General features: G+C 66.9%; 24 protein-coding genes. 8 read left to right on the top strand and 16 right to left on the bottom strand.

The window, feature by feature from the left end; genetic code table 11:
• Window positions 1–275 precede the first annotated feature (275 nt).
• The 4 genes from AC13GI_RS08885 to AC13GI_RS08870 all read right to left on the bottom strand — a co-directional run bounded on the left by AC13GI_RS08885 (window position 276) and on the right by AC13GI_RS08870 (window position 4,817).
• Window positions 276–1,592: an ABC transporter permease gene (locus AC13GI_RS08885; protein WP_482996057.1), complete on the bottom strand. Its 1,317-nt coding sequence runs from the start codon at window positions 1,590–1,592 to the stop codon at window positions 276–278.
• A 13-nt stretch (window positions 1,593–1,605) separates the two neighbouring features.
• On the bottom strand, window positions 1,606–2,763 hold the full coding sequence (locus AC13GI_RS08880; RefSeq protein WP_099819632.1) for an ABC transporter permease: 1,158 nt from the start codon (window positions 2,761–2,763) through the stop codon (window positions 1,606–1,608).
• Window positions 2,764–2,777: 14 nt separating this feature from the next.
• Window positions 2,778–3,467, bottom strand: coding sequence for an ABC transporter ATP-binding protein (locus AC13GI_RS08875; protein ID WP_025878346.1), 690 nt, complete (start codon window positions 3,465–3,467; stop codon window positions 2,778–2,780).
• A 102-nt stretch (window positions 3,468–3,569) separates the two neighbouring features.
• Entirely contained in the window at window positions 3,570–4,817 is a 1,248-nt protein-coding gene (locus tag AC13GI_RS08870; protein WP_265952129.1) for an efflux RND transporter periplasmic adaptor subunit, read from the bottom strand.
• Between the two features lie 202 nt (window positions 4,818–5,019).
• Between AC13GI_RS08870 and AC13GI_RS08865 the strand changes: the two genes are divergently transcribed.
• The 4 genes from AC13GI_RS08865 to AC13GI_RS08850 are packed head-to-tail and all read left to right on the top strand — an operon-like array spanning window position 5,020 to window position 8,512.
• Complete coding sequence (locus tag AC13GI_RS08865; RefSeq protein ID WP_482996056.1) at window positions 5,020–5,916, top strand: ABC transporter ATP-binding protein; 897 nt, start codon at window positions 5,020–5,022, stop codon at window positions 5,914–5,916.
• Complete coding sequence (locus AC13GI_RS08860) at window positions 5,913–6,692, top strand: ABC transporter permease (RefSeq protein ID WP_482996055.1); 780 nt, start codon at window positions 5,913–5,915, stop codon at window positions 6,690–6,692. Before AC13GI_RS08865 ends, AC13GI_RS08860 begins: the two co-directional genes overlap by 4 nt.
• 6 nt (window positions 6,693–6,698) lie before the next feature.
• Window positions 6,699–7,913, top strand: coding sequence for a sensor histidine kinase (locus AC13GI_RS08855; RefSeq protein WP_482996054.1), 1,215 nt, complete (start codon window positions 6,699–6,701; stop codon window positions 7,911–7,913).
• Window positions 7,910–8,512 carry a response regulator transcription factor gene (locus tag AC13GI_RS08850; protein ID WP_025878350.1) on the top strand — a complete coding sequence of 201 codons (603 nt, stop codon included), beginning with the start codon at window positions 7,910–7,912 and terminating at the stop codon, window positions 8,510–8,512. Before AC13GI_RS08855 ends, AC13GI_RS08850 begins: the two co-directional genes overlap by 4 nt.
• 566 nt (window positions 8,513–9,078) lie before the next feature.
• Here AC13GI_RS08850 and AC13GI_RS08845 read toward each other — a convergent pair.
• The 10 genes from AC13GI_RS08845 to AC13GI_RS08800 all read right to left on the bottom strand — a co-directional run bounded on the left by AC13GI_RS08845 (window position 9,079) and on the right by AC13GI_RS08800 (window position 17,632).
• The gene (locus AC13GI_RS08845) at window positions 9,079–9,615 is read right to left on the bottom strand and encodes a cytochrome b (protein WP_482996053.1); all 537 of its coding nucleotides are present in this window, start codon (window positions 9,613–9,615) and stop codon (window positions 9,079–9,081) included.
• Window positions 9,612–10,718: a catalase family peroxidase gene (locus AC13GI_RS08840; protein WP_482996052.1), complete on the bottom strand. Its 1,107-nt coding sequence runs from the start codon at window positions 10,716–10,718 to the stop codon at window positions 9,612–9,614. The genes AC13GI_RS08845 and AC13GI_RS08840 overlap by 4 nt, the downstream gene beginning before the upstream one ends.
• 193 nt (window positions 10,719–10,911) lie before the next feature.
• The gene (locus AC13GI_RS08835; protein ID WP_482996051.1) at window positions 10,912–12,279 is read right to left on the bottom strand and encodes a leucyl aminopeptidase family protein; all 1,368 of its coding nucleotides are present in this window, start codon (window positions 12,277–12,279) and stop codon (window positions 10,912–10,914) included.
• A 3-nt stretch (window positions 12,280–12,282) separates the two neighbouring features.
• Window positions 12,283–13,011: an HAD family hydrolase gene (locus AC13GI_RS08830; protein WP_089241387.1), complete on the bottom strand. Its 729-nt coding sequence runs from the start codon at window positions 13,009–13,011 to the stop codon at window positions 12,283–12,285.
• Window positions 13,012–13,079: 68 nt separating this feature from the next.
• Window positions 13,080–13,547: a hypothetical protein gene (locus tag AC13GI_RS08825; protein WP_191078273.1), complete on the bottom strand. Its 468-nt coding sequence runs from the start codon at window positions 13,545–13,547 to the stop codon at window positions 13,080–13,082.
• 93 nt (window positions 13,548–13,640) lie between these two features.
• Window positions 13,641–14,747 (bottom strand): AI-2E family transporter, encoded by a 1,107-nt coding sequence (locus tag AC13GI_RS08820; protein WP_100461931.1) that lies wholly within the window; start codon window positions 14,745–14,747, stop codon window positions 13,641–13,643.
• A gap of 67 nt (window positions 14,748–14,814) precedes the next feature.
• Complete coding sequence (locus tag AC13GI_RS08815; protein WP_482996050.1) at window positions 14,815–15,258, bottom strand: protein sip-5; 444 nt, start codon at window positions 15,256–15,258, stop codon at window positions 14,815–14,817.
• Window positions 15,255–15,725 (bottom strand): phage holin family protein, encoded by a 471-nt coding sequence (locus AC13GI_RS08810; protein ID WP_025878358.1) that lies wholly within the window; start codon window positions 15,723–15,725, stop codon window positions 15,255–15,257. The genes AC13GI_RS08815 and AC13GI_RS08810 overlap by 4 nt, the downstream gene beginning before the upstream one ends.
• A gap of 8 nt (window positions 15,726–15,733) precedes the next feature.
• The gene (locus AC13GI_RS08805; RefSeq protein ID WP_025878359.1) at window positions 15,734–16,096 is read right to left on the bottom strand and encodes a hypothetical protein; all 363 of its coding nucleotides are present in this window, start codon (window positions 16,094–16,096) and stop codon (window positions 15,734–15,736) included.
• Window positions 16,097–16,198: 102 nt separating this feature from the next.
• Window positions 16,199–17,632, bottom strand: coding sequence for a Do family serine endopeptidase (locus AC13GI_RS08800; RefSeq protein ID WP_099819644.1), 1,434 nt, complete (start codon window positions 17,630–17,632; stop codon window positions 16,199–16,201).
• Window positions 17,633–18,122: 490 nt separating this feature from the next.
• On the opposite strand from AC13GI_RS08800, the gene AC13GI_RS08795 reads away from it, so the two are divergent.
• Both AC13GI_RS08795 and AC13GI_RS08790 read left to right on the top strand, forming a co-directional pair.
• A complete protein-coding gene (locus AC13GI_RS08795) occupies window positions 18,123–19,037 on the top strand; it encodes a histone (protein ID WP_099819645.1) in 915 nt (304 codons plus the stop codon).
• Between the two features lie 137 nt (window positions 19,038–19,174).
• Window positions 19,175–19,867: a hypothetical protein gene (locus AC13GI_RS08790; protein ID WP_375068401.1), complete on the top strand. Its 693-nt coding sequence runs from the start codon at window positions 19,175–19,177 to the stop codon at window positions 19,865–19,867.
• 15 nt (window positions 19,868–19,882) lie between these two features.
• On the opposite strand, the gene AC13GI_RS08785 is transcribed toward AC13GI_RS08790, so the two are convergent.
• The gene (locus tag AC13GI_RS08785) at window positions 19,883–20,242 is read right to left on the bottom strand and encodes a DUF1428 domain-containing protein (protein WP_482996049.1); all 360 of its coding nucleotides are present in this window, start codon (window positions 20,240–20,242) and stop codon (window positions 19,883–19,885) included.
• A gap of 278 nt (window positions 20,243–20,520) precedes the next feature.
• On the opposite strand from AC13GI_RS08785, the gene AC13GI_RS08780 reads away from it, so the two are divergent.
• On the top strand, window positions 20,521–21,093 hold the full coding sequence (locus AC13GI_RS08780; protein ID WP_089241369.1) for an OmpO family porin: 573 nt from the start codon (window positions 20,521–20,523) through the stop codon (window positions 21,091–21,093).
• 190 nt (window positions 21,094–21,283) lie between these two features.
• The gene (locus AC13GI_RS08775; protein WP_482996048.1) at window positions 21,284–21,961 is read left to right on the top strand and encodes a response regulator; all 678 of its coding nucleotides are present in this window, start codon (window positions 21,284–21,286) and stop codon (window positions 21,959–21,961) included.
• Between the two features lie 9 nt (window positions 21,962–21,970).
• Here AC13GI_RS08775 and AC13GI_RS08770 read toward each other — a convergent pair whose 3' ends face one another.
• Window positions 21,971–22,360 (bottom strand): DUF6165 family protein, encoded by a 390-nt coding sequence (locus tag AC13GI_RS08770; protein WP_099819649.1) that lies wholly within the window; start codon window positions 22,358–22,360, stop codon window positions 21,971–21,973.
• Window positions 22,361–22,387: the final 27 nt, after the last annotated feature.

Raw genomic sequence — 22,387 nt, 5'->3', positions numbered from 1 at the left:
TTGCGCAATCTGTAGCGATGCGAGTGGGCATGCATCCATCCACGCATGGCGTGGATCTACTGGATCCCGCACGCGCCACATCGGTAGATCCACGCCATGCGTGGATAGCCCACAGTAGATCCACGCCATGCGTGGATAGCCCACAGTAGATCCACGCCATGCGTGGATAGCCGCGCAGTAGATCCACGCCATGCGTGGATGGCGCGCAAAACGAAAAAGGGACGGAGCCTTCGCTCCGTCCCCTGCGCAACGCTCATTCCATCAATGCGTGGTGCTCAGGTCTCGCGCAGCGCCGTGGTGATCGGCAATCGTGCCGCACGCAGCGCCGGGAACAATCCGCCCACCAGGCCGATGCCCAGCGCCCACTTCAGTCCGCTCCACAGCAGTTCCGGCGATACATGGAACTTGAACACCACCGCGCTGAAGTTGCTGCCGATGGTGGACACGCTGTAGCCGTTGAACAGCAGCCACGCCACCGCACACCCCAGCAGGCCACCCAGCAGCGCCAACAGCATGGTTTCCAGCATCACCGCAGTCACCACCGGCAGGCCGCGGAAGCCGATCGCACGCATGGTGGCGATCTCTCGCGCGCGCGTGGCCACGGCGGCATACATGGTGTTGAGCGCGCCGAACACGGCGCCTACCGCCATGATGGTGCCGATCACCTTGCCGAGGATGTCGATCAGCTTGGTCAAGCCGCCACCCTGCTTGCTGTAGTAGACACGCGTGGTTTCCACGTCCAGTTTCAGGCGCGGATCGGCGGCGACGGCGGCCTTGAACTGCTCGAAGCCGGCCTTGCCGTCGGTGCGCACGCTGATCGACTGCCAGGCACTGCGCTGGTAGGTGCTGGCCAGCGTATCGGCGTCGGTCCACAGTTCCGAATCATGCGCATCGCCGGTGGCGAACACACCCACGACCGTCCAGGTCTGGTTGCCCAGGGTGAGCGTCTTGCCAACGTCCATGTCGCGGAACTGGCTTTTGGCACCCTGGCCGACCACGATCTCGCGCAGGCCGGCGGCGAACCGGCGGCCTTCGACGATCTTGACCTTGTCATGCACGGCCCACGCCTGCGGGCCGACACCGCGGAACTGCGCGTTGACGTCGGTGCCATCGGCCTTGGACACCAGGTTGACCACCTGCGACAGTTCCGGCGACAGCAGCGGCCCCCCCTGCGCATCGCGGGTGATGCCGGGCAGCGTGGACAGCGTGGGCACCTGTTCGCGGGTGATGACCGAGTTGGTCTCAGCCTGCGAACCGCCGCGCAGCACGATCGCGGTGGTGTCATCGCCGGTGTTGTTGAGCGTGGCCTGGAAGCCTTCGCCCATCGCCAGCATCGCCACCAGCACGCCGACCACGCCGGCGATGCCGACCACGATCACCGAGGACGCGCCCCAGCGCTGCGGCAGGCTGGCAATACCGATGCGGGTGGCGGCCAGCGCCAGCCGTCCACTGCGGGTGAGCGCGAGCCACAGCCCCAGCAGCACCGCGATGGCCAGCACGCCGATCCACGGCAGGCCGATCCACACCGCCAGGCCGACGGCCAGCAACAGCACGGTCACCGCGTTTCCCAGCCATTTCTTGAGCTTGTTCATGTCGGTGTCCTCTTCAGCGGCCGGCGAGCGCGTCAACGATCTTCAGGCGCTTGGCACGCAGTGCGGGCAGCAGCCCGACCACGATGCCGATCACCACGATCAGGACGATGCCCACCAGCCAGGTCGGCGTCGGTACGTGCGGCGGCAGCATGCCCATGCTCTTCGGGCTGATGGCCGGCAGGATCAACGCCGCCAGGCCCATGCCGAGCAGTCCACCGAGGCCGATCAGCAGCACCGATTCGACCATCACCAGGGTCAGCACGGTGCTGTCCTTGAAGCCAAGCGTCTTCAGCGTGGCCAGTTCCGGAATACGCTCGCGCACCGCCTGCGCCATGGTGTTGCCGGTCAACAGCAGCAGGGTGAAGAACACCGCGCCCATGATCGAGGTGACGATCATGCCGATGTCGGCGAACTGCTTGACGAACGCCTGCTGGAACGCCGACTCGGTCTGGGTCTTGGTTTCGTGGTCGGAGTTGGCCGAGATCGCATCGATGGCCTGTGCCACCCGCGACGACTGATCCGGGTTGTCCAGCGTCACCGTGTACCAGCTCACCTGGTTCTTGATGTAGTCGTTGGACTCATCGAAGTACTTCCAGTTCATCATCAACTGGCGTTCTTCGTTGGCCGCCAATGCACGATCCTTCGAGCGGTAGATGCCCTTCAGTTCCAGCGGCCAGTCGTTGCTGCCGCCACGCGGGAAGATGGTGGCCTGCAGCGGGATGGTGTCGCCGACCTTCCAGCCGAACTGCTTGGCCAGCGTCTCGCCGACGATCGCACCGGTGCGGGTCTGCTGCCAGTCCTGCAGCTGCGCCGGGTCGATCTGCAGCTCGCGGTAGACATCGAAGTAGTTGGGCGCCACGGAGAAGTTGGGGAAGAAGTTCTTCGGGTCCTGGTAGATGCCACCGAACCACATGCCGTAGGTGACATCGCGCACGCCACTGACCTGGCGGATCTGCGCTTCCAGGCGGATCGGCAGCGACTGGGTGATCGACAGGCGCGAGGCTGTCACCAGCCGGTTGGCACCTTCCACACTGCCACCGGACGAGAACGCCACGCGGACCGAGTCGAGCATGCCGAACAGCAGGAACGCGGCCACCACCGACAACAGGGTCAACAGGGTGCGGGTGCGGCTGCGGAACAGCTGCGCCCATACCAACGAGAAGTATTTCATCGCTGCGGCCTCCGTCAGTGGGCCAGCGGGGCGTCGGCCAGCTCGCCCTTGTCCAGGTGCACCGTGTGGGTGGCGTACTCGGCGGCCTTCGGGTCATGGGTGACCATGATGATGGTCTTGCCGTGTTCGCGGTTGAGCTGCTGCAGCAGGCCCAGGATCTCTTCGGCGGACTGGCGGTCGAGATCGCCGGTCGGTTCGTCGCAGATCAGGAAGGTCGGGTCGGAGACGATCGCGCGGGCGATCGCCACGCGCTGCTGCTGGCCACCGGACAGTTCGTTGGGGCGATGGCTGCGGCGGTCGGCCAGGCCGACCAGGGTCAGCGCGATCTCCGCGTTGCGCTTGCGCTGCGCCGCGCTGAGGTGGGTCAGCAGCAATGGCAGTTCCACGTTCTTCTGCGCGGTCAGCATCGGCATCAGGTTGTAGAACTGGAACACGAAGCCGACGTGATGGCTGCGCCACGTCGACAGCTGGCCGCCGCTCATCTGGTCGATGCGCTCGCCTTCGATGCTGATCTCGCCGCCAGTAGGGTTGTCCAGGCCGCCGATCAGGTTGAGCAGGGTGGTCTTGCCGGAACCGGACGGGCCCATCAGCGCGACGAAATCGCCGCTGGCGATATCCAGGTCGATGCCGTGCAGCACCTGCACTTTCTCGGGGCCACGCTGGTAGGTCTTGGTGATGTTGCGCAGTGAAACCAGGGTCGACATGGGTGGTTCTCCACGGAAGGCGGGAAACGGGGAAGCGCACCGGCGGAGGCCGCAGGCGTGCGTCGAGCGGTGCTGCCGGCGGCGCCCGTGGGCGCCAGACCGTTACTGCGCTTGTTTCTGTTGCACCTTGGCGCCATCGCGCAGGGTGTCCGGCGGGTTGACCACCACCGACTCCCCCGCGCTCACGCCCTTGAGGATCTGGCGGTCCTTGCCCATCGCCTGGCCGGCCTCGACCGTGCGCTGCTGCACGCGGTTCTGGTCACCCAGCACGAAAGCCACCGACGCGCCCTCGCGCTGGACCACGGCACCGCCCGGCACGCGAACGCCCTGCGGCTTGCTGGCCGCCTGCGGCTGCGCCTGTTCCAGGAAGCTGACCCGCACGCCCATCTCCGGCACGATGCGCGGGTCTTTCACTTTCAGCGCCACCCGCACCTTCACCGTGGCCTTGCCGCGATCAGCGGTGGGAATGATGGCAATCACCTCGGCCGGGATCTTCCAGTCCGGATAGGCGTTGAGCGTGGCTTCCACCGGCATCTTCGGCTGCACGCGGCCAATGAAGGCTTCGCCGACCTCGACTTCGATCTCCAGCGATTCCATGTCGACGATGGTGCCGATGCCGGTACGGGTGAAGCCGCCGCCGGCCGACAGCGGCGAGACGATTTCACCGGGCTGCGCGGCCTTGGCGGTGACCACACCGGAGAACGGCGCGCGCACGATGTTGTTGTCCACGCCGAGATCGGCGATGGACAGCTGGTCGTTCGCCACCTTGACGTTGCGCCGTGCGGTTTCCAACTGCGCACGCAGGCTGTCACGCTGGGCCACGGCCTGGTCGTACTGCGAACGCGAGACCAGCTGCTGGCCGACCAGTGCCTGCAGGCGGCTGGCCTCGGCGGCGGCCTGCTTCTGCTGGGCTTCCAGGCCGACCACCTGGCTGCGTGCGGCCTGCAGCTGCGAGGCATACAGGCTGCGCTGAGCGTCGGCATCGATCGGGTCCAGGGTGGCCATGACCTGCCCCTGTTCCACCCGCATGCCTTCTTCGATCATCACCTCGCGCACCTTGCCGGTGATCTTGGCCGACACCGTGGCCATGCGCCGGGCGACGACGTAGCCGCTGGCATCGAGCACCGAACTGCTGGCGCTGCCCTGCTGGATGGCCACGGCCGGCGCGGTGTCCACTTCCACGGTGGGCGCGCGGCCGAACAGGGCGAATGCACCGCCGGCCAGCAACACGATGATCACGACCACGGCGACCCACAGCCAGCGGCGGCCACCACTGCCACCACTGGAGGCAGGCGGCGGCGACTTGCGGTCGATACGGAGTTCCTTCAACAGCTCGGCAGAAGCGTTCATTCGTTCCATCACAGGCGTTCGGGCGGGTTTGACCGGAAGGGCAGGCAGCGGCGGTTCCGGCGGTGGAGCGTGCGGCACAGCATGAAGGCAGGTGCATCGGCGATGGCAGTGACAGCTGTCATCCGATGTCATTGACGGCGGCAACTGCGAAATGTGACCACGGCGGCACAGGATGGCAACGTCCCCGCTACCGGTACTGCCCATGGATCCGATCGCTTCGTCGCTGGCCCGCCTGCAGCAGGTGCAGGTGCGTTACCGCGACCATACCGCCCTGCACGGCATCGACCTGCAGGTCCGCGCTGGCCAGGTACTGGCCCTGCTGGGCCGCAACGGTGCCGGCAAGAGTACCGCGATCAGCGTGCTGTTGGGCCTGCGCCGCGCCGACGGCGGCCAGGTCGAGCTGCTGGGCGGCGATCCGCAGCAACGCGATCATCGGCTCGGCCTCGGCGTGATGCTGCAGAGCACCAGCCTGCCGCCGATGCTGCAGGTGGATGAACTGGTGGCGCAGGCCAGCGCCTGCTATCCGGATCCATTGCCGCTGGGCGACGTACTGCAGCGTGTGGGCCTGCAGGACCTTGCCCGGCGTCGCTATGGCCAGCTGTCCGGCGGTCAGCAGCGCTGCGTACAGTTCGCCATCGCCATCTGCGGCCGCCCGCGCGTGCTGTTCCTCGATGAGCCCACCACCGGCCTGGACATCCAGGCGCGGCAGGCGATGTGGCAGGCGATCCGGCAACTGGTGGCCGAAGGCTGCGGCGTGCTGCTGACCACCCACTACCTGGAAGAAGCCGAGGCGCTGGCGCAACGGGTGGTGGTGCTGGAGCAGGGCAGGGTAGTGGCCGATGCGCCGCTGTCCGAACTGCGCCTGGCCGACCGCCCGCGACGCATCCGCTGCCGCAGCACGCTGGCCGCCGATGAAGTGCAGCACTGGCCCGGCGTCCAGCAGGTGCAGCGCGACGGAGAACATCTGCAGATGCTGGCCAGCCCGGCCGAGCCGGTGGTAGCCCGGCTGCTGGCCACCGATGCGCAGCTGCGCGAACTGGAAGTACAGGGCGCGGCACTGGCCGACGCCTTCCTCGACCTGACCCGGGAGGCCGCATGAACACCTTGACCCGTCCCACCGCCGCCGGTGCAGCGCCCTCGGTCTGGCGTGCCCTGCGTCCGTATCGCGCCGAACTGCAGGCCGAGCTGCGTCGCGCCTGGCGCTCGCCGTCGTTCGTGCTGCCCTCGTTGTTGTTCCCGGTGCTGTTCTACCTGTTGTTCGGCGTACTGCTGGGCCGTGGCCACGCGCCGGTCTATCTGCTGGCGACTTATTGCGTGTTCGGCGCGATGGCGCCCGCGCTGTTTGGCTTCGGCGTGCAGCTTGCGCTGGACCGCGAAGGTGGTCTGCTGACCCTCAAGCGCGCACTGCCGCTGCCTGCCGCAGCGCCGCTGCTGGCGCGGCTGGCAATGGCCCTGCTGTTCGCGGTGCTGATCGCCGCGATGCTGATGGCGGTGGCGTGCCTCTTCGGCGGCGTGCAGCTGCAGGCGGTGCAGGTACTGCAGCTGCTGGCCGTGGCGGCGTTTGCGGCATTGCCGCTGGGATCGATCGGCCTGCTGATCGGCAGCCATGTCGGCGCCAGCGCGGCACCGGCCATCGTCAACCTGGTCTACCTGCCGCTGGCCCTGCTGTCCGGGCTGTGGCTGCCGTTGTCGGCATTGCCGACGGTGTTTTCGACGCTGGCGCCGCTGTGGCCGACCTGGCACCTGGCGCAGCTGGCCCTGCCCATTCTTGGCCAGCCGGCGCGTGGCGGTACCGTTGGCCATCTGCTGGTGTTGCTGGGTGTGAGTGCGGTCGCACTGCTGCTGGCGCGCCGTCGCCTGCGCCGGGTCGGCTGAACTGGCATGATCGGCAGCGATCGTCCCCGCCTGGAATCTTCCGTGCCACCGAGCTGGCTTGCGTCCCTGCTGCGCCCCGCACCGGATTCGGCAGTGGCCGAACTGCTGCGGCGAGGCAAGTCGCCCTGGAGTGGCGCGATCCATCTGCTGTGGTCGGTCTGGATCTTCCTCACCCCGGTGCTCGGCAATGGCTTCACGCTGCGCTGGTTGTTGCTGACGCTGGCCAGCTATCCGTTGTTCCTGCTGTTCTATGCCAAGGTGATGCTGGCGCCACGGCACCACGCCTGGCGCTACGCGCTGGCCATGATTGCGATGGCCCTGGTACTGCTGCCGTGGTATCCGTCGGGACTGAGCTACTTCGTGTTCGGCTGCGTGATGATCCGCATGAGCAGCCGCGGCGGCTGGTGGGTGTACCTGTTGCAGCTCACTGGCCTGAATCTGCTGTTCTGCAGCACCGCGCTGTACTTCGGTTATCCGTGGCAGGCCATGGTGTGGATGCCGGCGGTATCGTTCATTGTCGGGCTGGTGGTGAACGTGGAGGCCTTGAGCCATCAGCGCGACGTCGCCCTGCAGCTGTCCCAGGATGAGGTGCGGCGCCTGGCGACCACCGCCGAGCGCGAGCGCATCGGCCGTGATCTGCATGACCTGCTGGGGCATACGCTGTCGTTGATCACGCTGAAGCTGGAACTGGCGCGCAAGCTGTACGACCGCGATGACGCGCGTGCCCGGCAGGAAATCGGTGAAGCCGAGGACATCGCGCGCGAGGCGCTGGCACAGGTACGCAGTGCGGTCACCGGCATCCGCGCCAGCGACCTGGCCGGCGAACTGGCCTCGGCACGCCTGCTGCTGGAATGCCAACAGGTACACCTGCAGTACATGCCGCCGCCGCCGATGCCAGTGGAGGTGGAGCGTGGGCTGGCACTGGTGCTGCGCGAGGCGGCGACCAACATCGTGCGCCACGCGCAGGCGACCCGGGTGCAGGTGGATTTCATGCTTGAGGACCGACAGTTGGCGATGCAGATACGCGATGACGGCCGTGGTGGCGTGCAGGCCGAGGGCAACGGATTGTGTGGCATGCGTGAGCGGGCAGCGGCGCTGGGTGGCCAGTTGACGCTGCAGTCGCCGCGCGGGGAAGGCACGCTGCTGACCGTGCGCGTACCCTTGGTGGCCGCGACTATGCCGCTGTCGCCGGCATCGCTGGCACAGGGGGGCGCGGCATGATCCGCATCCTGCTGGCCGAGGACCAGGCGATGGTGCGTGGTGCATTGTCGGCGCTGCTGGGCCTGGAACCGGATATCGAAGTACTGGGCAGTGCAGCCGACGGCGAAGCCGCCTGGCGCATGCTGCAGCAGCTGCAGCCGGACATCCTGGTCACCGACATTGAAATGCCCGGGTTGAGCGGGCTGGAGCTGGCCCAGCGCATCGCCCGCCATGAACTGCCGATCAAGGTGGTGATCGTGACCACCTTCGCCCGCGCCGGTTTCCTGCGCCGTGCGCTGGAAGCGGGCGTGCTGGGCTATCTGTTGAAGGATGCACCGGCCGAGAACCTGGCCGAGGCACTGCGCAAGGTGAAGCAGGGGATCCGCGCGATCGACCCGCAGCTGGCCCTGGATGCCTGGTCGCAGGCCGACCCGCTGACCGACCGCGAGCGCCGCGTGCTGCGCCTGGCGGGCGAGGGCCGCACCGCCAGCGAGATCGCCGAGCAGCTGGGGCTGTCGCACGGCACAGTGCGCAATTACCTGTCCGAATGCATCGGCAAGCTGGGCGTGGCCAACAGGATCGAGGCGTACCGGCTGGCGCGGCAGAAGGGGTGGTTGTAGTAGCGTGCGCCGACGCACCGGTAGCGCCGGGCCATGCCCGGCGGGTCATTTCCGCGACCGCGGAGGGGTGTCACTTTCTTGCTCGTGCAAGAAAGTAACCAAAGAACACGCCGCCAGGTCGCGAGCCGGTGCTGCGCACCGGTGCCCTGCGCTTCTCGGTGAATCAGGGGACGGCGCCGAACTCGCTGCGCTCAGACATCGGCGCCTCTACGCCCCTGATTCCCCTGCGATGCTCGGCTCGCTAGAAGGCGGACCCAACGTCAAACGCCACACCTGCACCCAGTAGATCCACGCCATGCGTGGATGCTGTCGCTGTTGCCCCTCCCGTCCGCCTTGAGCGAGCCGAGCACCGCAGGTCCGGCGAGGGCGCAGAGGCGCGGGTGTCTGAGCGCAGCGAGTTCCCGCGCCGTCCCTCGACGGACCGAGGAGCGCAGGGCACCGGCGTGCGAAGCACGTCGGCTCGCGGCCGGCGGAGCGTTTCTTTGGTTACTTTCTTTGCGCGCAAAGAAAGTGACACCCCCCCACGGTCGCGGAAACGATCCGCCGGGAACAACCGGCGAACCCCGTCAATCCTTCCCGCGTGCCATCGCCTGGAACACGCCATCGCGGCGCACCCACAGGTGGAACAACGCCGCACCCACGTGCATCAGCACCGTGGCGAACAACACATAGGCCAGCAGGCTGTGCGCATTGCGCAGCGCGGCGTACAGTGCCGGGGTGTGCGGCACGATCGGTGGCAGGTGCAGGCTACCGCCCAGCACGATCGGGTAGCCGCCGGCCGACAGCATCGCCCAGCCGATCAGCGGCATCGCCAGCATCAACGCGTACAGCATCCAGTGCGAGGCCTTCGCCGCCAGCACCTGCCACGCCGGAAGATCCGCCGGCAGCGGCGGAGGGCGATGGCGCAGGCGGTTGTACAGCCGCAGCACCACCAGCAGCAGGATGGCGATGCCCAGCGGCCGGTGCAGGTCGATCAGCAGGGGGCGCAGGTGCAGCGAGGCGACCATGGTCACGCCGATGAACAGCATGGCGATGATCATCAGCGCCATGGACCAGTGCAGTACCCGGGCGAGCAGGTTGAAGTGGCCGTTGTCGGTGTTCATTGCACAGCCTCCTTCGGTTGCTCGACGTTGCCGCTGGCGCGCTCGCGTTCGCGGCGGTTGAACGACTGCGAATACACCGCCGAGCGCGCCGCCAGGATCGGGTCATCGCTGCCGCGCACGCCGCTGGGCACGATCAGCGGATCGAAGTTGAGCTGGCCGCAGGCGCCTTCTTCCTGCGACTGCATGCGGTCGAGGCTGAGCACGCCGGCCACCACCTGTTCGCGCGATTCCGGCCACGGCACCGAGGGATCATCGATGGCATCACCGGGCGCGGCCAGGCTGACCACCAGGTTCCAGCGCACCGGGCCGCTGGCCAGGCGCTGCTGCAGTTCCTGGCTGAGGAAATCGACGCTGGCCTGCTTGCGCGTTTCTGCATCCATCTCCACCACCGGCGCCTGCGGCTGCCAGCGCCAGCGCACCGCACGTTTCTGGCCCTGCGCGTTGGTGAACCAGAAGCTGTTGACGCTGTTGAAGGTGGTGTTGGCCCAGCTGCTGGTCCACGGCGCCGTCTTGGCCCACTGCTGGAACGCCTGCGCGCTGGGGTATTTCGCCAGTACGGCGGCCATCTTCTGCGGGTCGGGCTTGCCGGTGGCCGGGTCCGGAATCTGCGCGCGGGTCTGCTCGTAGAAGGCTTCGGCGGTGGGCACGGCGAAGAACGGGAAGCTGTTCATCGCCATCCGCCATTCCTGGCCGTCATCGCCGACCAGCTGCACCGCGATGCTGCGCACGCGTGCGGTGTTGTCGGCGCCGTAGGGGTCACCGCCGCCGATCGACAGCCGGCCCAGCACCGGTACCTTGGCCTGCGAGAACACCCGTGCACTGGACAGTGTGGGCGCCTGCGCGCTGGGTTCGAACCAGCCACTCACGCACACACCCTTGCTGTGCGCGCGGCGGAAGCCGGGATGCGCAGGGCCGGTGGCCTCGATGGTGTCGGTGAAGCGCTGCGCGGTCAGCCGGTCGCGGCCGATCCAGCCGGCCAACCAGGCGAAAGCGAGGGCGACGACGACCAGGATCAGCGCGATCAGGGCGATCAAGGGCAGCGGTGAATGCTTGCGCGGTGACTGCGGCCCTTGGCCGGCACGGGTGTAGCGGAAGAGCGACATGGTCGGAGTCCTGCCTTCACGGACGTGTGGGTGGGCGACCACCACATCCTCGCAGAACCCGGCCGGAGCCGAAATTCAATTTTTCGTCAGAGTTGCCGGGTGATGCGGTGCCGACCAAGGTCGGCACCCACCGTCATCGCGGATCAGCATCCGCACCGGCATCGGTAGCGCCGGGCCATGCCCGGCGGCTGCATCAGGCGTAACGCGCTTTCAGCATCGCCCAGGCCGAACGCAGGGCGAGAGCTTCGCCACCGGTCGGGCGGCCCGGGCGCTCGCCATCGTTCCAGGCATACACGTCCAGATGTGCCCAGCGCTGGCCATCTTCCAGGAAGCGTTCCAGGTACAGCGCGGCGGTCACCGAGCCGGCCATGCGCGAACCGGCATTGGCCAGGTCGGCGATGCCGCTGCTCAGGTAACGCAGGTAGGGGCGCCACAGCGGCATGCGCCAGACCGGGTCGCGGGTCGCATCACCAGCCTGCAGCCATTGCTGGGCAACCGTGTCATCGTTGCTGAAGAGCGCCGGCAGATCCGGGCCCAGCGCGATGCGCGCCGCGCCGGTCAGGGTGGCGAAGTCCAGCACCAGGTCCGGCTTCTGCTCACCGGCGAAGGTCAGCGCGTCGCACAGGATCACCCGGCCTTCGGCGTCGGTGTTGTCGATCTCCACGCTCAGGCCCTTGCGGGTGGCGATCACTTCGCCCGGACGGAAGGCATCCGGGCCGATCGCGTTTTCCACTGCCGGCACCAGCAGGGTCAGGCGCACCGGCAACTGCTGGGCCATCACCAGCCCGGCCAGTGCCAGCGCATGGGCGGCGCCGCCCATGTCCTTCTTCATGTTGCGCATGCCGTCGGCCGGCTTGATGTCCAGGCCGCCGGTATCGAAGCACACGCCCTTGCCGACCAGCGCCAGCGCCGGGTCCGTCTCCTTGCCCCAGCGCAGCACGATCAACCGAGGTGCACGGTGCGACGCGCGGCCCACGGCGTGGATGGCCGGGAAGTTCTGCGCCAGCAGTTCGTCGCCGGTGATCGCTTCAACCTGCGCACCATGCGCTTCAGCCAGGGCACGCGCGGCGTCTTCCAGCTGCTGCGGGCCCATGTCTTCGGTGGGGGTGTTGACCCAGTCACGCACGCGCAGGCTGGCGGCGATCAGGTCGGCCACCTCGCCGGTCGGTGCGGCCACCAGCTGGGCCGGCGTGCGGTTGCGCTTGCGGTAGCGGTCGAAACGGTAGCTGCCCAGGCCCCAGCCCAGCTGCAGCAGCGCCTGTTCGGCAGCCGGCAGTTCGCTGGCCAGCTGCCACACGCTGCCTTCCGGCAGGGCATGCGGTGCATGCGCGTAGCTGTAGGCATCGGCACGATCGCCGACACCGATCACCGCGCCCGCCAGGCCATCGGCGCCGGGCAACAGGGCAACCGAATGCGCGCCGGCAGTGAAGCCCTGCGACTTCAACCACGCCTGGGTCGCGGCGGACTGGCTGTTCTTCCACGCCTCGAACTGGCTGCGGTCCAGCACGTGCAACGGCAGCGCGGCGGTGGTGTCGGCGGTGAAACCAGTGATCTCGCTCATGCGTCAGGTACTCCGGGATTCGTCAGCGTCGGCGGCGTCGAGGTTGGCATCGAGCCAATCGGCCAGGCCGGTGAGGGTGTCGAACTGCAGGTCAGGCTGCAGCTGCGGATGGTTCCAGGTGGCCGCTTCGCGGTTGATCCAGCAGCCGCGCAGGCCGGCAGCCATCGCGCCGGCCACATCCATCTCGACGTGGTCGCCTACGTGCAGCACCTGCGCCGGGGCGACGCCCAGGCGGTCGCAGGCGGCGTGGAAAATGCTTGCTTCGGGCTTGGCCGCGCCATGCTCGCGCGCGCCAAGCTGGAAGCTGAAGTGATGGGCCAGGCCGATCCGTTCCAGGTCGGCGTTGCCGTTGCTCAACGCGGCCACCGGCACCCGCGCGGCGATCCGCGCCAGGGCATCGAGCGCGTCGGGGTAGCACTCCACCTGGTTGCGCGCCGCGTAGAACACTTCATACGCCGGTTCCAGAAGGTCCAGGCTGGCGCCACTGTTTTCCAGCGCCTCCTGGATCGTCAGCCGGCGCAGCGCGCTCAGGTCGAAATGCAGGTGGGGGTTGTCGCGGAACGAGCGCTCGCGCAGTTCGCGCATGGCCGCCACCGGATACATCGCGGCGGTGGCGGGGCTGTGTTCACGCATCCAGTCGAACAGGACCTGGTCGATGCGGGCGCCGATCGGAGCGAACGGCCACAGCGTATCGTCGAGGTCGAGGGTGATGGCAAGGACAGGGAATTTCACCCCGCCATTCTACGCCTGCCCGCGCGCGCTTTCATGCGCGCGACGGGCAGGGGGCACTGCAGGGTGCGTCAGCGCAGGTCGTAGGAGCAGCTGATGGTGGTCTGGCCGTCGAACCGCCGCACATCCAGGTTGTGCCGGCCCACTTCCCGCGTGTAGCTGCCTGCCACCGGGTCGGACAGCTTCGCCAGTGCCGCGATCTGTTCGACGCTGGCGGTGCTGAAGTACGCGGTGAAACTGTCGACGCCATCCTCGCCGCTGTCGCCGTCGTACGCCTGCAGGCGGTTCACTGGCTGGCCCAGCACCATCAGCGGCGTGGTCAACAGGAACTCACCGCTGGACTCCCCGTTTTCCGCCCGCAGCGGCGGCGGCGCCAGCAACTGGGCGATCGTTTCGAACTGCCTGGGGGTGAGGTGGCGCTGGCAGGTGACCGCTTCGACCAGCTGGGCACGCGCCTGCTCGATTGCCGGCGGCGTCGCGGCGAAAGCAGGGGTGGCAAGGCAGGCAAGGGCGAGGCAGCGTGTGGCGAACGAGGTCATCCGAACGGATCCATCCGAAAAAAGGGGGACTATTCTGCCAGTTCTGCCCTGGTTTCCGGCCCTGCCATCGGCGCGATCACGGCCCTGGCCCGCTCACTCCAGCAAGCGCGCCCAGCCCTGCATGCCCTCCAGTCGTGCCAGCACCAGCTTGATGCAGACCAGCAGTGGCACCGCCAGCAGCAGGCCGATCATGCCCCAAGCCCAGCCGAACACCATCAGCGCCAGGATCAGCACCAGCGGTGACAGTTTCATCTGCCGGCCAAGCACGATCGGCGTCACCAGCTGCCCTTCCAGGGTATGCAGGGTCAGGTAGGCGGCCGCAGGCAGCAGCGCCTGCAGCGGGTCGCGGAACTCGACGAAGCCCATCAGCAGCATCAACGCGACGCCGAGCAATGGGCCGACATACGGGGCGAAATTCAGCAGCGCCGCCACGGTGCCCCACAGCAGGGCCTCCTGCAGGCCGATGCCCAGCAGCATCAGCACGCCGGCCAACAGCAGGCCGACCACGGTGTTGATCACGCTGATGGTCAATACGTAGCGTGATACTTCATGCTCGATCGAGCGCAGGATGTCGCTGGTGAAGCGCTGCTGCTGCCGGTTCGGGAACAGGGCAATCGCTGCGCGCTGCAGGCTCTGGCCGTAGATCATGAAGAACAATGTCAGCAGTACGACGGCCAGCACCGAGGCGGCCAGCCGCGGCGCGCGGGTGAGCATGCGGTACGGATCGTCCAGCTGGGTGCGGATCACCTGCACCTTGCGGTTGCCGTCGCCACCGGCCACGCGCGCGAAATTCTCCGCCGCCTGGTTGGCCTGCTGCACCGGCTTGGTCAGGTCCTGCACCTGGCGCGCGACCTTGCGCAGCTGCTGCGGTGCTTCCTGTGCCCAGTCCATCGCCGGGCCGATCAGCTGCACCGCCAAGGCGCCGGTCACGCCCAGTCCGGCGCCCAGCACCAGCAGGGCGCCGAGCGCACGTGGAATCCACAGCTTCTGCAGCAGGCGCAGGATCGGGTTGCCGACCAGGGCGAAGAACATCGCCAGCAGCACCGGCAGGATGATGTCCTGTGCCGCCCATAGGGTGAACGCCACGGCCAAGGTCGCCAGTATCACCAGCGACATCGGGCCACGTGGGCGCGAGGCGGGAGGCAGCGGTGCGGGGGCGTCCGGCGCAGGCGACGACGGGGACAACAGGGACTCGCTCATCGACGCACCGACCGGGAAAAGAAGCCCATTATCGACCCGCCGCGATCAACGCGGCGGGTAAGGATCATCAACGTTCGGACATCTCGGTGGCCGCTTCGGCCGGACGCGGCCCACGCAGCTCGGTGTCCACCGTGGGCGCCGGCTGCGCTGCCGGCCGTGCAGCTGCGGGCGCCGCCTGCTCGGCGGCCTCATCCGCCTGGTCGGCGGCATCGTCTGCGGTTTCCGCCGCCTGCGCCGCCACCACGGTGGCAAACGCGGCCTGTGCGCTGGCGAACAGGCTGGACACCGAACCCACCATCTGCAGCCAACGCGCACCGTTGACCTTGCCTGGAACCTCCAGCTTGCCGGCGATGAAACCGCCGGCCAGGCCGACCAGCACGATGCGCAGTGGTGACCAGCCCTGTCGCCAGACCTGGCTGAGTACGCCCCAGTTGTCCTGGGTCTCGCCGATGCGTACGGCCATCACCTGTTCGCAGCGCTTTACCCGCCGCTGCAGTGCACCGAACTTCATGGCTTGCCCTCCGGAATCTGCACGCCGGCATCGGGATCATCATCGGTGGGCTCATCGAACAGGCCCAACCGGGACAACTGGCGCCGGGTGGCGTGCATGCCGGTGTGGTGGAAGAAGTACGAAACACGCCAGATCGCATAGCCGGTGACGGCCAGGCTCAGCAACGAGGTGATCAGCAGTGCCTGCAGCCAGCTCAGGCCGAAGCTCTGCAGCAGGGCGATCAGGGTGGCGGCCAGCAACAACCAGGCCGAGGCGCCGAATACGATGGCGACGCCGGCCCAGGCCAACGCACGCCCGAACGCACTGCGTGCAAGCGCGAAGTCCGCCGACGCCAACCGGCGCAGCGAACGCAGCGAGTGCTTGGCCGAATCGGCGGTCGCCCGGCCGGCAGCGCCGACCTGGCGGATGCTCTCGTCCAACGGCGGCGTCGCCGCCGGATCCGGACGTTGCGTGGTGTCTTCGCTCACGCCGCAGCTTACTTGTCGCTGCCGCGGGCCAGCTTGGCGATGATCCAGCCGGTAGCGAAGGCCACACCGAACGAGGCCAACGGACGTTCGCGGATCAGTTCAGCGGCGCTGTCGATCAGGTCCTTGCCCTTGTCCATAAGCGCATCGACCTGTTCCTTGGCGGCGGCACCACCGAACTCGGCGGCAGCCAGGCCCGACAGCGCGCTGTCGGACAGTTCAGCCTTGACGTTGGCCTTGCCGATGCGCAGTTCGTCGGTCGCGGCACCGGTAGCGCCCTTGATCGCACCGCCGGCAGCGCTGGCGGCCTGCTTCAGGTGGGAACCGGCTTCACCCAGGTGGTCCTTCAGGTTTTCGGTATTGGTGGGGCTCATCGAATCACTCCTGTTGCGATGGGGGAACGGGCGATCGGCTCAGCCGACCTGGACATACAGAGATAGCATCACGGTGGTATAGGGGGCGTTACGGCCAGGCGATCACCGCATCACCAACTGGCCCTGTTGCTGGCCATTGTTGCGTAGCACGCGCAGCACCAGGGTCGGCGGGCGCTGCTGGAAATTGGCCCGCCAGCTGGCCAGGTCGGCGAACTCGCCAACCGTGGCATCGGTGATGATGTCGCCCTGCTGCAGGCCATTGGTCGCCGCGCGGCTGCCGCGCTTGACCTCGCTGACCAGCACCCCGCCCACGCCGGACTGGCGCAGCGATTCGGGCAGATCGACGAAGCTGGCACCGGTCAGGCGCGGATCCAGGCTCTCGCCGCTGACCACGCGCGCCTGCTCCTTCAGCGTGGCCTTGATCTGCAGCGGCTTGCCTTCGCGGCGAACGTCCAGGGTCAGCACGCTGCCCACCGCCGCCAGGCCTTCCACGTTGTGCAGTGCTTCGGCACTGTCCACCCGCTGGCCGTTGGCCGAGACCACCACGTCGCCCGGCTTCAGCCCTGCGGCGGCACCGGCCGAACCGGCCAGCACGCGGGTCACCAGTGCGCCACGGGTTTCGCCCAGGCCCAGGCCCTGCGCGATCTGCGCGCTCAGGTTCTGGCTTTCGATACCCAGCGTGCCGCGCACCACCACGCCATGCTTGACCAGCTGGTCGACCACGCTGCGGGCCAGGTTCGATGGAATCGCCAGGCCCAGGCCGATGTTGCCGGCCATGCTGCCCTGCGGGTTGAAGCTGGCGGTGTTGATGCCCACCAGCTGGCCCTGCAGGTTGACCAGCGCGCCACCGGAATTGCCCGGGTTGATCGACGCATCGGTCTGGATGAAGTTCTGGTAGCCCAGCCCGCGGATGCCGCTGCGGCCCACCGCCGAGACGATGCCCGAGGTGACCGTCTGGCTGAAACCGAACGGATTGCCGATGGCGACCACGAAGTCGCCGACCCGCAGCTGGTCGCTGTTGCCCAGCTTGATGTCGGTCAGGTTCTGCGCCGGAATGCGGATCAGCGCGATGTCGGTGTCGCGGTCCGAGCCGAGGAACTCGGCCTTGACCGTGCGCCCATCGGCCAGTGTCACCTGCACGTCATCGGCGTTGTCGATGACGTGGTGGTTGGTCAGCACCAGGCCTTCGGTGGCATCGATGATGACGCCCGAACCGAGTGACTCGTTGATCCGCTCCTGCGGAATGTCCGGGAACAGGCGGCGGAAGAACGGGTCGTTGAAGAACGGGTTGCGTACCCGCACCACCTGCTTGGTGTTGACGCTGACCACCGCCGGCATGGCTTTTTCCAGCATCGGCGCAAGCGATGGCACCGCCTGCCCGGCGACCGATGCCGGCAGCGCTGCGGTGGTAGGCAGTACCGCCGGCAGCGGAGCGGCATCGGCACGGTTGTCCAGGTGCGCGTTGAGGCCAGTGGCAACGAAGCCGCCGAAGGCAGCAGCGATTGCGAGCGTAAGCAGGGTGGGAAGCGGTCGCATGGGAGTCGGTTCGCAGGCTGGGATGGGGGCCGTTGACGCATACGGTAGAACAAGCTGAATGAGTGTGTCGCGATCTGGATAAATGCCCCATGAAAATCCGATATCGCGCCGAGGGTGCCGGAGAGGTTCCGAACGCGCCGTATCGCTGTTCGCGACAGCCGCGCGCGAGCGCCACAAGGCAGGCCGACAGCGCCATGACACACCGCGACACTTGCGCAGTTCCGCGCATCCTGACCTTGCAATGACACTCATTGCTGCGCGGACGTGTTGCGGCGGCCAGTGCCTGTATCGGCATGCCGGCAACAGGCAAGCGGCGCAGCACACTGCTTAAAAAAAGGGATTTCCTGACTGCGCGGCGCGTCAGCCGCCGCCATCGCTTACACCAGTTGCGTCGCACCGGATGCGATTGACCGGCCGTGCCCGTTCCACGATAGCCATTGTCGGTATAGCATCGCCCCGTTTTGACAATCCAGGCCCCTAGGAGGGCAACATGAGCAACGGTAATGGTGTGTCGGTCGTGACCGACGCCGTCGAGAACGTGAAAGAAACCGCCACCAACGTCGGCGAGACCATCGCCCACGCCGCCGAAGACGCAGTGAAGTCGGTCAAGAAGACCGTCAAGCGCGCCAGCAAGGCTGCCACCACCCGCGTCGCCAAGGCCAAGAAGGTCGTGGCCAAGGTCGAGAAGACCGTTGCCAAGAAGGCCGAGAAGGCCGCCAAGTCGGTCGGCAAGACCGTTGCCAACGCCAAGAAGAAGCTGGAAGCGGCCAAGAAGAACGCCAAGGCCGAAGCGGCTGCCCTGAAGAAGGAAGTGGCCAAGAAGAAGGCGGCTGCCGGCAAGACCGTGACCAAGAAGGCTGCTGCTGCCAAGAAGACCACCAAGGCTGCCGGCAAGAAGGTCGCCACCGTGAAGAAGGCCGCCACCAAGAAGGTTGCGACCGCCAAGAAGGCTGTTGCCAAGAAGACCGCTGCTGCCAAGAAGGTTGTCGGCAAGAAGGTCGCGACCGCCAAGAAGGCTGTCGCCAAGAAGACCGTCGCCGCCAAGAAGGTTGTCGGCAAGAAGGTCGCGACCGCCAAGAAGGCTGTGGCCAAGAAGACCGTCGCTGCCAAGAAGGTCGCCGGCAAGAAGACCGTCGCTGCCAAGAAGGTTGTCGGCAAGAAGACCGTCGCTGCCAAGAAGGTTGTCGGCAAGAAGACCGCCGCTGCCAAGAAGGTTGTCGGCAAGAAGACCGCTGCTGCCAAGAAGGTCGTCGGCAAGAAGACCGCCGTCGCCAAGAAGGTTGTCGGCAAGAAGGTCGCCGCTACCCGCAAGACCGTGGCCAAGAAGGCTGCACCGCTGAAGAAGACCGTGGCCAAGAAGGCTCCGGCCAAGAAGGCCGTGCGCAAGGCTGCCAAGCGCAAGTAATCGCGCGTGGTTCGAAGGCCCTTCCGCTCATCGGGCGGGAGGGCCTTCTGCGTTTTCGGGGGCGCTCATCCGCGCCTGACGTGGATCTGCGGCAGCAGGCTGGGGCAAGATGAAGCTCTTCCGCAGGAGCCCTGACCATGCGCGGTATCGATTTCAGTTCCTGGCAGGGCGTGCTGTCCACCCTGGCTGGGTTGGTCCTGATCACCCTGCTCGGCGTGGGTATCCGCCTGCTGGTGATGCAGACCCTGCAGCAGCGCCGTGAACGCGAGAACCGCCAGATCAACGAGCGGCTGCGTACCCTGATGGCGGCCTACAAGACGCTGGGGGGTTCCTTCACCGGTGAGCTGGGGGTCGACCCGGCCCATCTGCGCGACCTGCGCCAGCGCGCCCATGAAGAAGGCATCGCCGAGCCGGGCTCGGATCGGGCCCGGCGCATCCGCGATGCGGTTGAAGCGGCGTTGTCGGACATCCTGCTGCTGGGCACCGACGAGCAGGTACGGCTGGCTGCGCGCGCGGCCAGCGAACTGGCGCAGGGGCGCCTGGTGCACACACACGAACTGGTGATCTCGCTGCGCGACTTCGTCCGCGAAGCGCTGGACCTTGCGCCGGTGCCGGCCGACCTGGAGATCCCGCCGCAGGGGCCTACCCGACCCGCAGGTAGCGGTGGCGGAAGTGGCAAGGGCCGCAGCGAGGGCGAAGCCAAGGGCGGTCGCACCGGTGGTGGCGGCGGCGGTGGCATGGGCGCCGGAATGGGTGGGCTGGGTGTTGGCGCGGGTGCTGCGCTGGGTGCCGGCCATGCGGCCGGCGAGGATGAAGCGGGCGCCCGCTGAGGACGCCCGCCCGGGTCAGCGCTTGAGTTCGAAGATCGGCTCGAATCCGCCGTAGATCATCCGCGCACCGTCGAACGGCATGGGATTCTTCGTCGGGTCCAACCGCGGGTCTTCCATCATCTTCTGCATGCCTGCATCGCGGGTGGCCTTGTCCGGCCACTCGATCCAGGAAAACACCACCGTTTCCTCCGCCGTGGCTTTCACCGCGCCAAAGAAGTCGGTGGTCTTGCCGTGCGGCACGTCATTGCCCCAGCACTCGACCACGCGCAGCGCGCCGTATTCGATGAAAACGGGATCACCTGTGCGTGCATGGGCGAGGAACTTCTCCTTGTTGGCGGTCGGCACTGCCAGTACGAAACCATCGATGTAGCTCATCGCTTGCCTCCGGAATGGACCATGCCAGGTGCACGGCCTTCAATGAGTCGACGCTTCAGGGCGCAGGAAATCGACATCGATTGCTGCACCGTTGAATCGAAGCGCGTGCGCGTACCGCGCGCGTATGCCTGAGCCTTGCTGAATCAATGCAAAAAATTCAGCAATGCGAAGACCGCTGTTTTCAGGGAGCGTTGTGGCGAATAACGGAGAATTTACATTCCCGATGCGATGGCGCCCTGGCGCTGCTGCACACCATAAGAAAGTAAAGGTGTACCCCCATGAAGAATTCGCTGATTGCTCTGGCTCTGGCCGCTGCCCTGCCGTTCACCGCTTCGGCCGCCGAGAACCTGTCCTACAACTACGCTGAGGCTGATTACGCCAAGACCGACGTTGACGGCATCAAGGCTGATGGCTGGGGCGTGAAGGGTTCCTACGGCTTCCTGCCGAACTTCCACGCGTTCGGCGAATACAGCCGCCAGGAAGTCGACCACACCAACATCAAGGTTGACCAGTGGAAGGTCGGTGCCGGCTACAACGTCGAAATCGCTCCGTCGACCGACTTCGTTGCCCGCGTTGCCTACCAGAAGTTCGACCGCAAGCACGGCCTGGATTTCAACGGCTACAGCGCTGAAGCCGGTATCCGTACCGCGTTCGGCGCCCACGCTGAAGTCTACGGCCTGGTCGGTTACGAAGACTATTCGAAGAAGCACGGCGTCGACATCGACAGCCAGTGGTACGGCCGTCTGGGTGGTCAGGTCAAGCTGAACCAGAACTGGGGCCTGAACGGCGAGCTGAAGATGAACCGCCACGGCGACAAGGAATACACCGTCGGCCCGCGCTTCAGCTGGTAATTGCATCTACGGCGCGCCCGCGCGCTGTTCGTGCTGCAACAGGCCCGGCATTGCCGGGCCTGTTGCGTTGTGGGGAATCAGAACAGAGTCTGACTGCGATGCGGGCGTCATGTTGCATTGCAATGAATTGGATTCCGCCACCGCCAGTGGCGGCCTACGGTGGATATCCCGTGCTGCCGGATACACCGCGATGCCGCCCGTCCTCCCACCGCTGCTCCCCGATCGGCCGCGCCGCCTGGCACTGCTGGATCCGCATCCGGTGCTGCGGCTGGGGGTGGAGGTGTTGCTGCGCCAGCACAGCGGCGTGCACGTGCGCGGCAGCTACGCCAACGAACGTGACCTGTTGGAACTGCTGGAGAGCGAACCGGGCAGCGTTGACCTGCTGCTGATCGATGCGCTGCCGCTGGGCGATCTTGGCGACGGCCTGCAGCTGCTGCGCCGGTTGTCCCGGCGCTGGCCCAGCGTGCCGATACTGGTGCTGTCGGCACACTGCAATGCCAGCACCGTGGCCACGACGATGCAGGCCGGTGCACGCGGCTTCCTGTCCAAGGCGACCACGCCGGAAATGCTGCTGCGCGCGGTGGACGTGGTGGCCCGCGGGGGGCGTTTCGTGCCCCCGGATCTGCGCACGCAGCTGAATCGATCACGCTCGCGGCGCATGTCGGCGCCCAGCCTGACGCCACTGAGCCGGCGTGAACGCGAAGTGCTGCGGCTGCTGCTGCAAGGCTGCAGCACCGGTGAAGTGGCGCGGCGCTTCCAGCGCTCGGCCAGCACCATCAGCACGCAGAAGAAAGCGGCCTACCAGAAGCTTGGCATCCGCAGCGATGTCGAACTGTTCCGCATCCGCCACCTGCTGGAGTGTGGCTGACGGGCGCGCTTACTCGCCCTGGTACTGCTTTTCCTCGACCAGCGCCGAACCGGCGACACGGTTGATCTCGTTCTTCACCTGCACGCGTTCGCCGTTGGTGCCGTACACGCCGCGCGCCAGCTGGATGAACGCCTCGTCGAACACCTGCGCCGCTTCCTTGTCGCGCAGCTGGTCCTGGATCTCCCACATGCGCTCGTTGATGGCCTTCAGCTGCGTCTTCAGCGCGGCCAGTGCCGGCTGTGCCTCAAGCTGCTGCTGCAGCAGCGGCAGCAGGCCATCAAGTTCGGTGCGCACGTTGGCCAGCTTGGTCGCATCGTCGATGCGCTCGGCCTTGATCTCGAGAATGGTGATCTTGTCGATCAGCTCGCCGATCGATACCGGGGTCAGGATGGCGTCCACGTGGTTGGTTCCTGGAAATAGGCCTGC

Source organism: Stenotrophomonas sp. 82F1 (assembly GCF_056861525.1).
Note: the sequence above shows the minus strand (reverse complement) of the source record. Positions and strands in the feature narration are given on the sequence as shown.

Coding starts and splice junctions, on each gene's coding strand:
- AC13GI_RS08885 (WP_482996057.1), bottom strand. CDS start 1,592: ATGAACAAGCTCAAGAAATGGCTGGGAAACGCGGTGACCGTGCTGTTG.
- AC13GI_RS08880 (WP_099819632.1), bottom strand. CDS start 2,763: ATGAAATACTTCTCGTTGGTATGGGCGCAGCTGTTCCGCAGCCGCACC.
- AC13GI_RS08875 (WP_025878346.1), bottom strand. CDS start 3,467: ATGTCGACCCTGGTTTCACTGCGCAACATCACCAAGACCTACCAGCGT.
- AC13GI_RS08870 (WP_265952129.1), bottom strand. CDS start 4,817: ATGAACGCTTCTGCCGAGCTGTTGAAGGAACTCCGTATCGACCGCAAG.
- AC13GI_RS08865 (WP_482996056.1), top strand. CDS start 5,020: ATGGATCCGATCGCTTCGTCGCTGGCCCGCCTGCAGCAGGTGCAGGTG.
- AC13GI_RS08860 (WP_482996055.1), top strand. CDS start 5,913: ATGAACACCTTGACCCGTCCCACCGCCGCCGGTGCAGCGCCCTCGGTC.
- AC13GI_RS08855 (WP_482996054.1), top strand. CDS start 6,699: ATGATCGGCAGCGATCGTCCCCGCCTGGAATCTTCCGTGCCACCGAGC.
- AC13GI_RS08850 (WP_025878350.1), top strand. CDS start 7,910: ATGATCCGCATCCTGCTGGCCGAGGACCAGGCGATGGTGCGTGGTGCA.
- AC13GI_RS08845 (WP_482996053.1), bottom strand. CDS start 9,615: ATGAACACCGACAACGGCCACTTCAACCTGCTCGCCCGGGTACTGCAC.
- AC13GI_RS08840 (WP_482996052.1), bottom strand. CDS start 10,718: ATGTCGCTCTTCCGCTACACCCGTGCCGGCCAAGGGCCGCAGTCACCG.
- AC13GI_RS08835 (WP_482996051.1), bottom strand. CDS start 12,279: ATGAGCGAGATCACTGGTTTCACCGCCGACACCACCGCCGCGCTGCCG.
- AC13GI_RS08825 (WP_191078273.1), bottom strand. CDS start 13,547: ATGACCTCGTTCGCCACACGCTGCCTCGCCCTTGCCTGCCTTGCCACC.
- AC13GI_RS08820 (WP_100461931.1), bottom strand. CDS start 14,747: ATGAGCGAGTCCCTGTTGTCCCCGTCGTCGCCTGCGCCGGACGCCCCC.
- AC13GI_RS08815 (WP_482996050.1), bottom strand. CDS start 15,258: ATGAAGTTCGGTGCACTGCAGCGGCGGGTAAAGCGCTGCGAACAGGTG.
- AC13GI_RS08805 (WP_025878359.1), bottom strand. CDS start 16,096: ATGAGCCCCACCAATACCGAAAACCTGAAGGACCACCTGGGTGAAGCC.
- AC13GI_RS08800 (WP_099819644.1), bottom strand. CDS start 17,632: ATGCGACCGCTTCCCACCCTGCTTACGCTCGCAATCGCTGCTGCCTTC.
- AC13GI_RS08795 (WP_099819645.1), top strand. CDS start 18,123: ATGAGCAACGGTAATGGTGTGTCGGTCGTGACCGACGCCGTCGAGAAC.
- AC13GI_RS08790 (WP_375068401.1), top strand. CDS start 19,175: ATGCGCGGTATCGATTTCAGTTCCTGGCAGGGCGTGCTGTCCACCCTG.
- AC13GI_RS08785 (WP_482996049.1), bottom strand. CDS start 20,242: ATGAGCTACATCGATGGTTTCGTACTGGCAGTGCCGACCGCCAACAAG.
- AC13GI_RS08780 (WP_089241369.1), top strand. CDS start 20,521: ATGAAGAATTCGCTGATTGCTCTGGCTCTGGCCGCTGCCCTGCCGTTC.
- AC13GI_RS08775 (WP_482996048.1), top strand. CDS start 21,284: ATGCCGCCCGTCCTCCCACCGCTGCTCCCCGATCGGCCGCGCCGCCTG.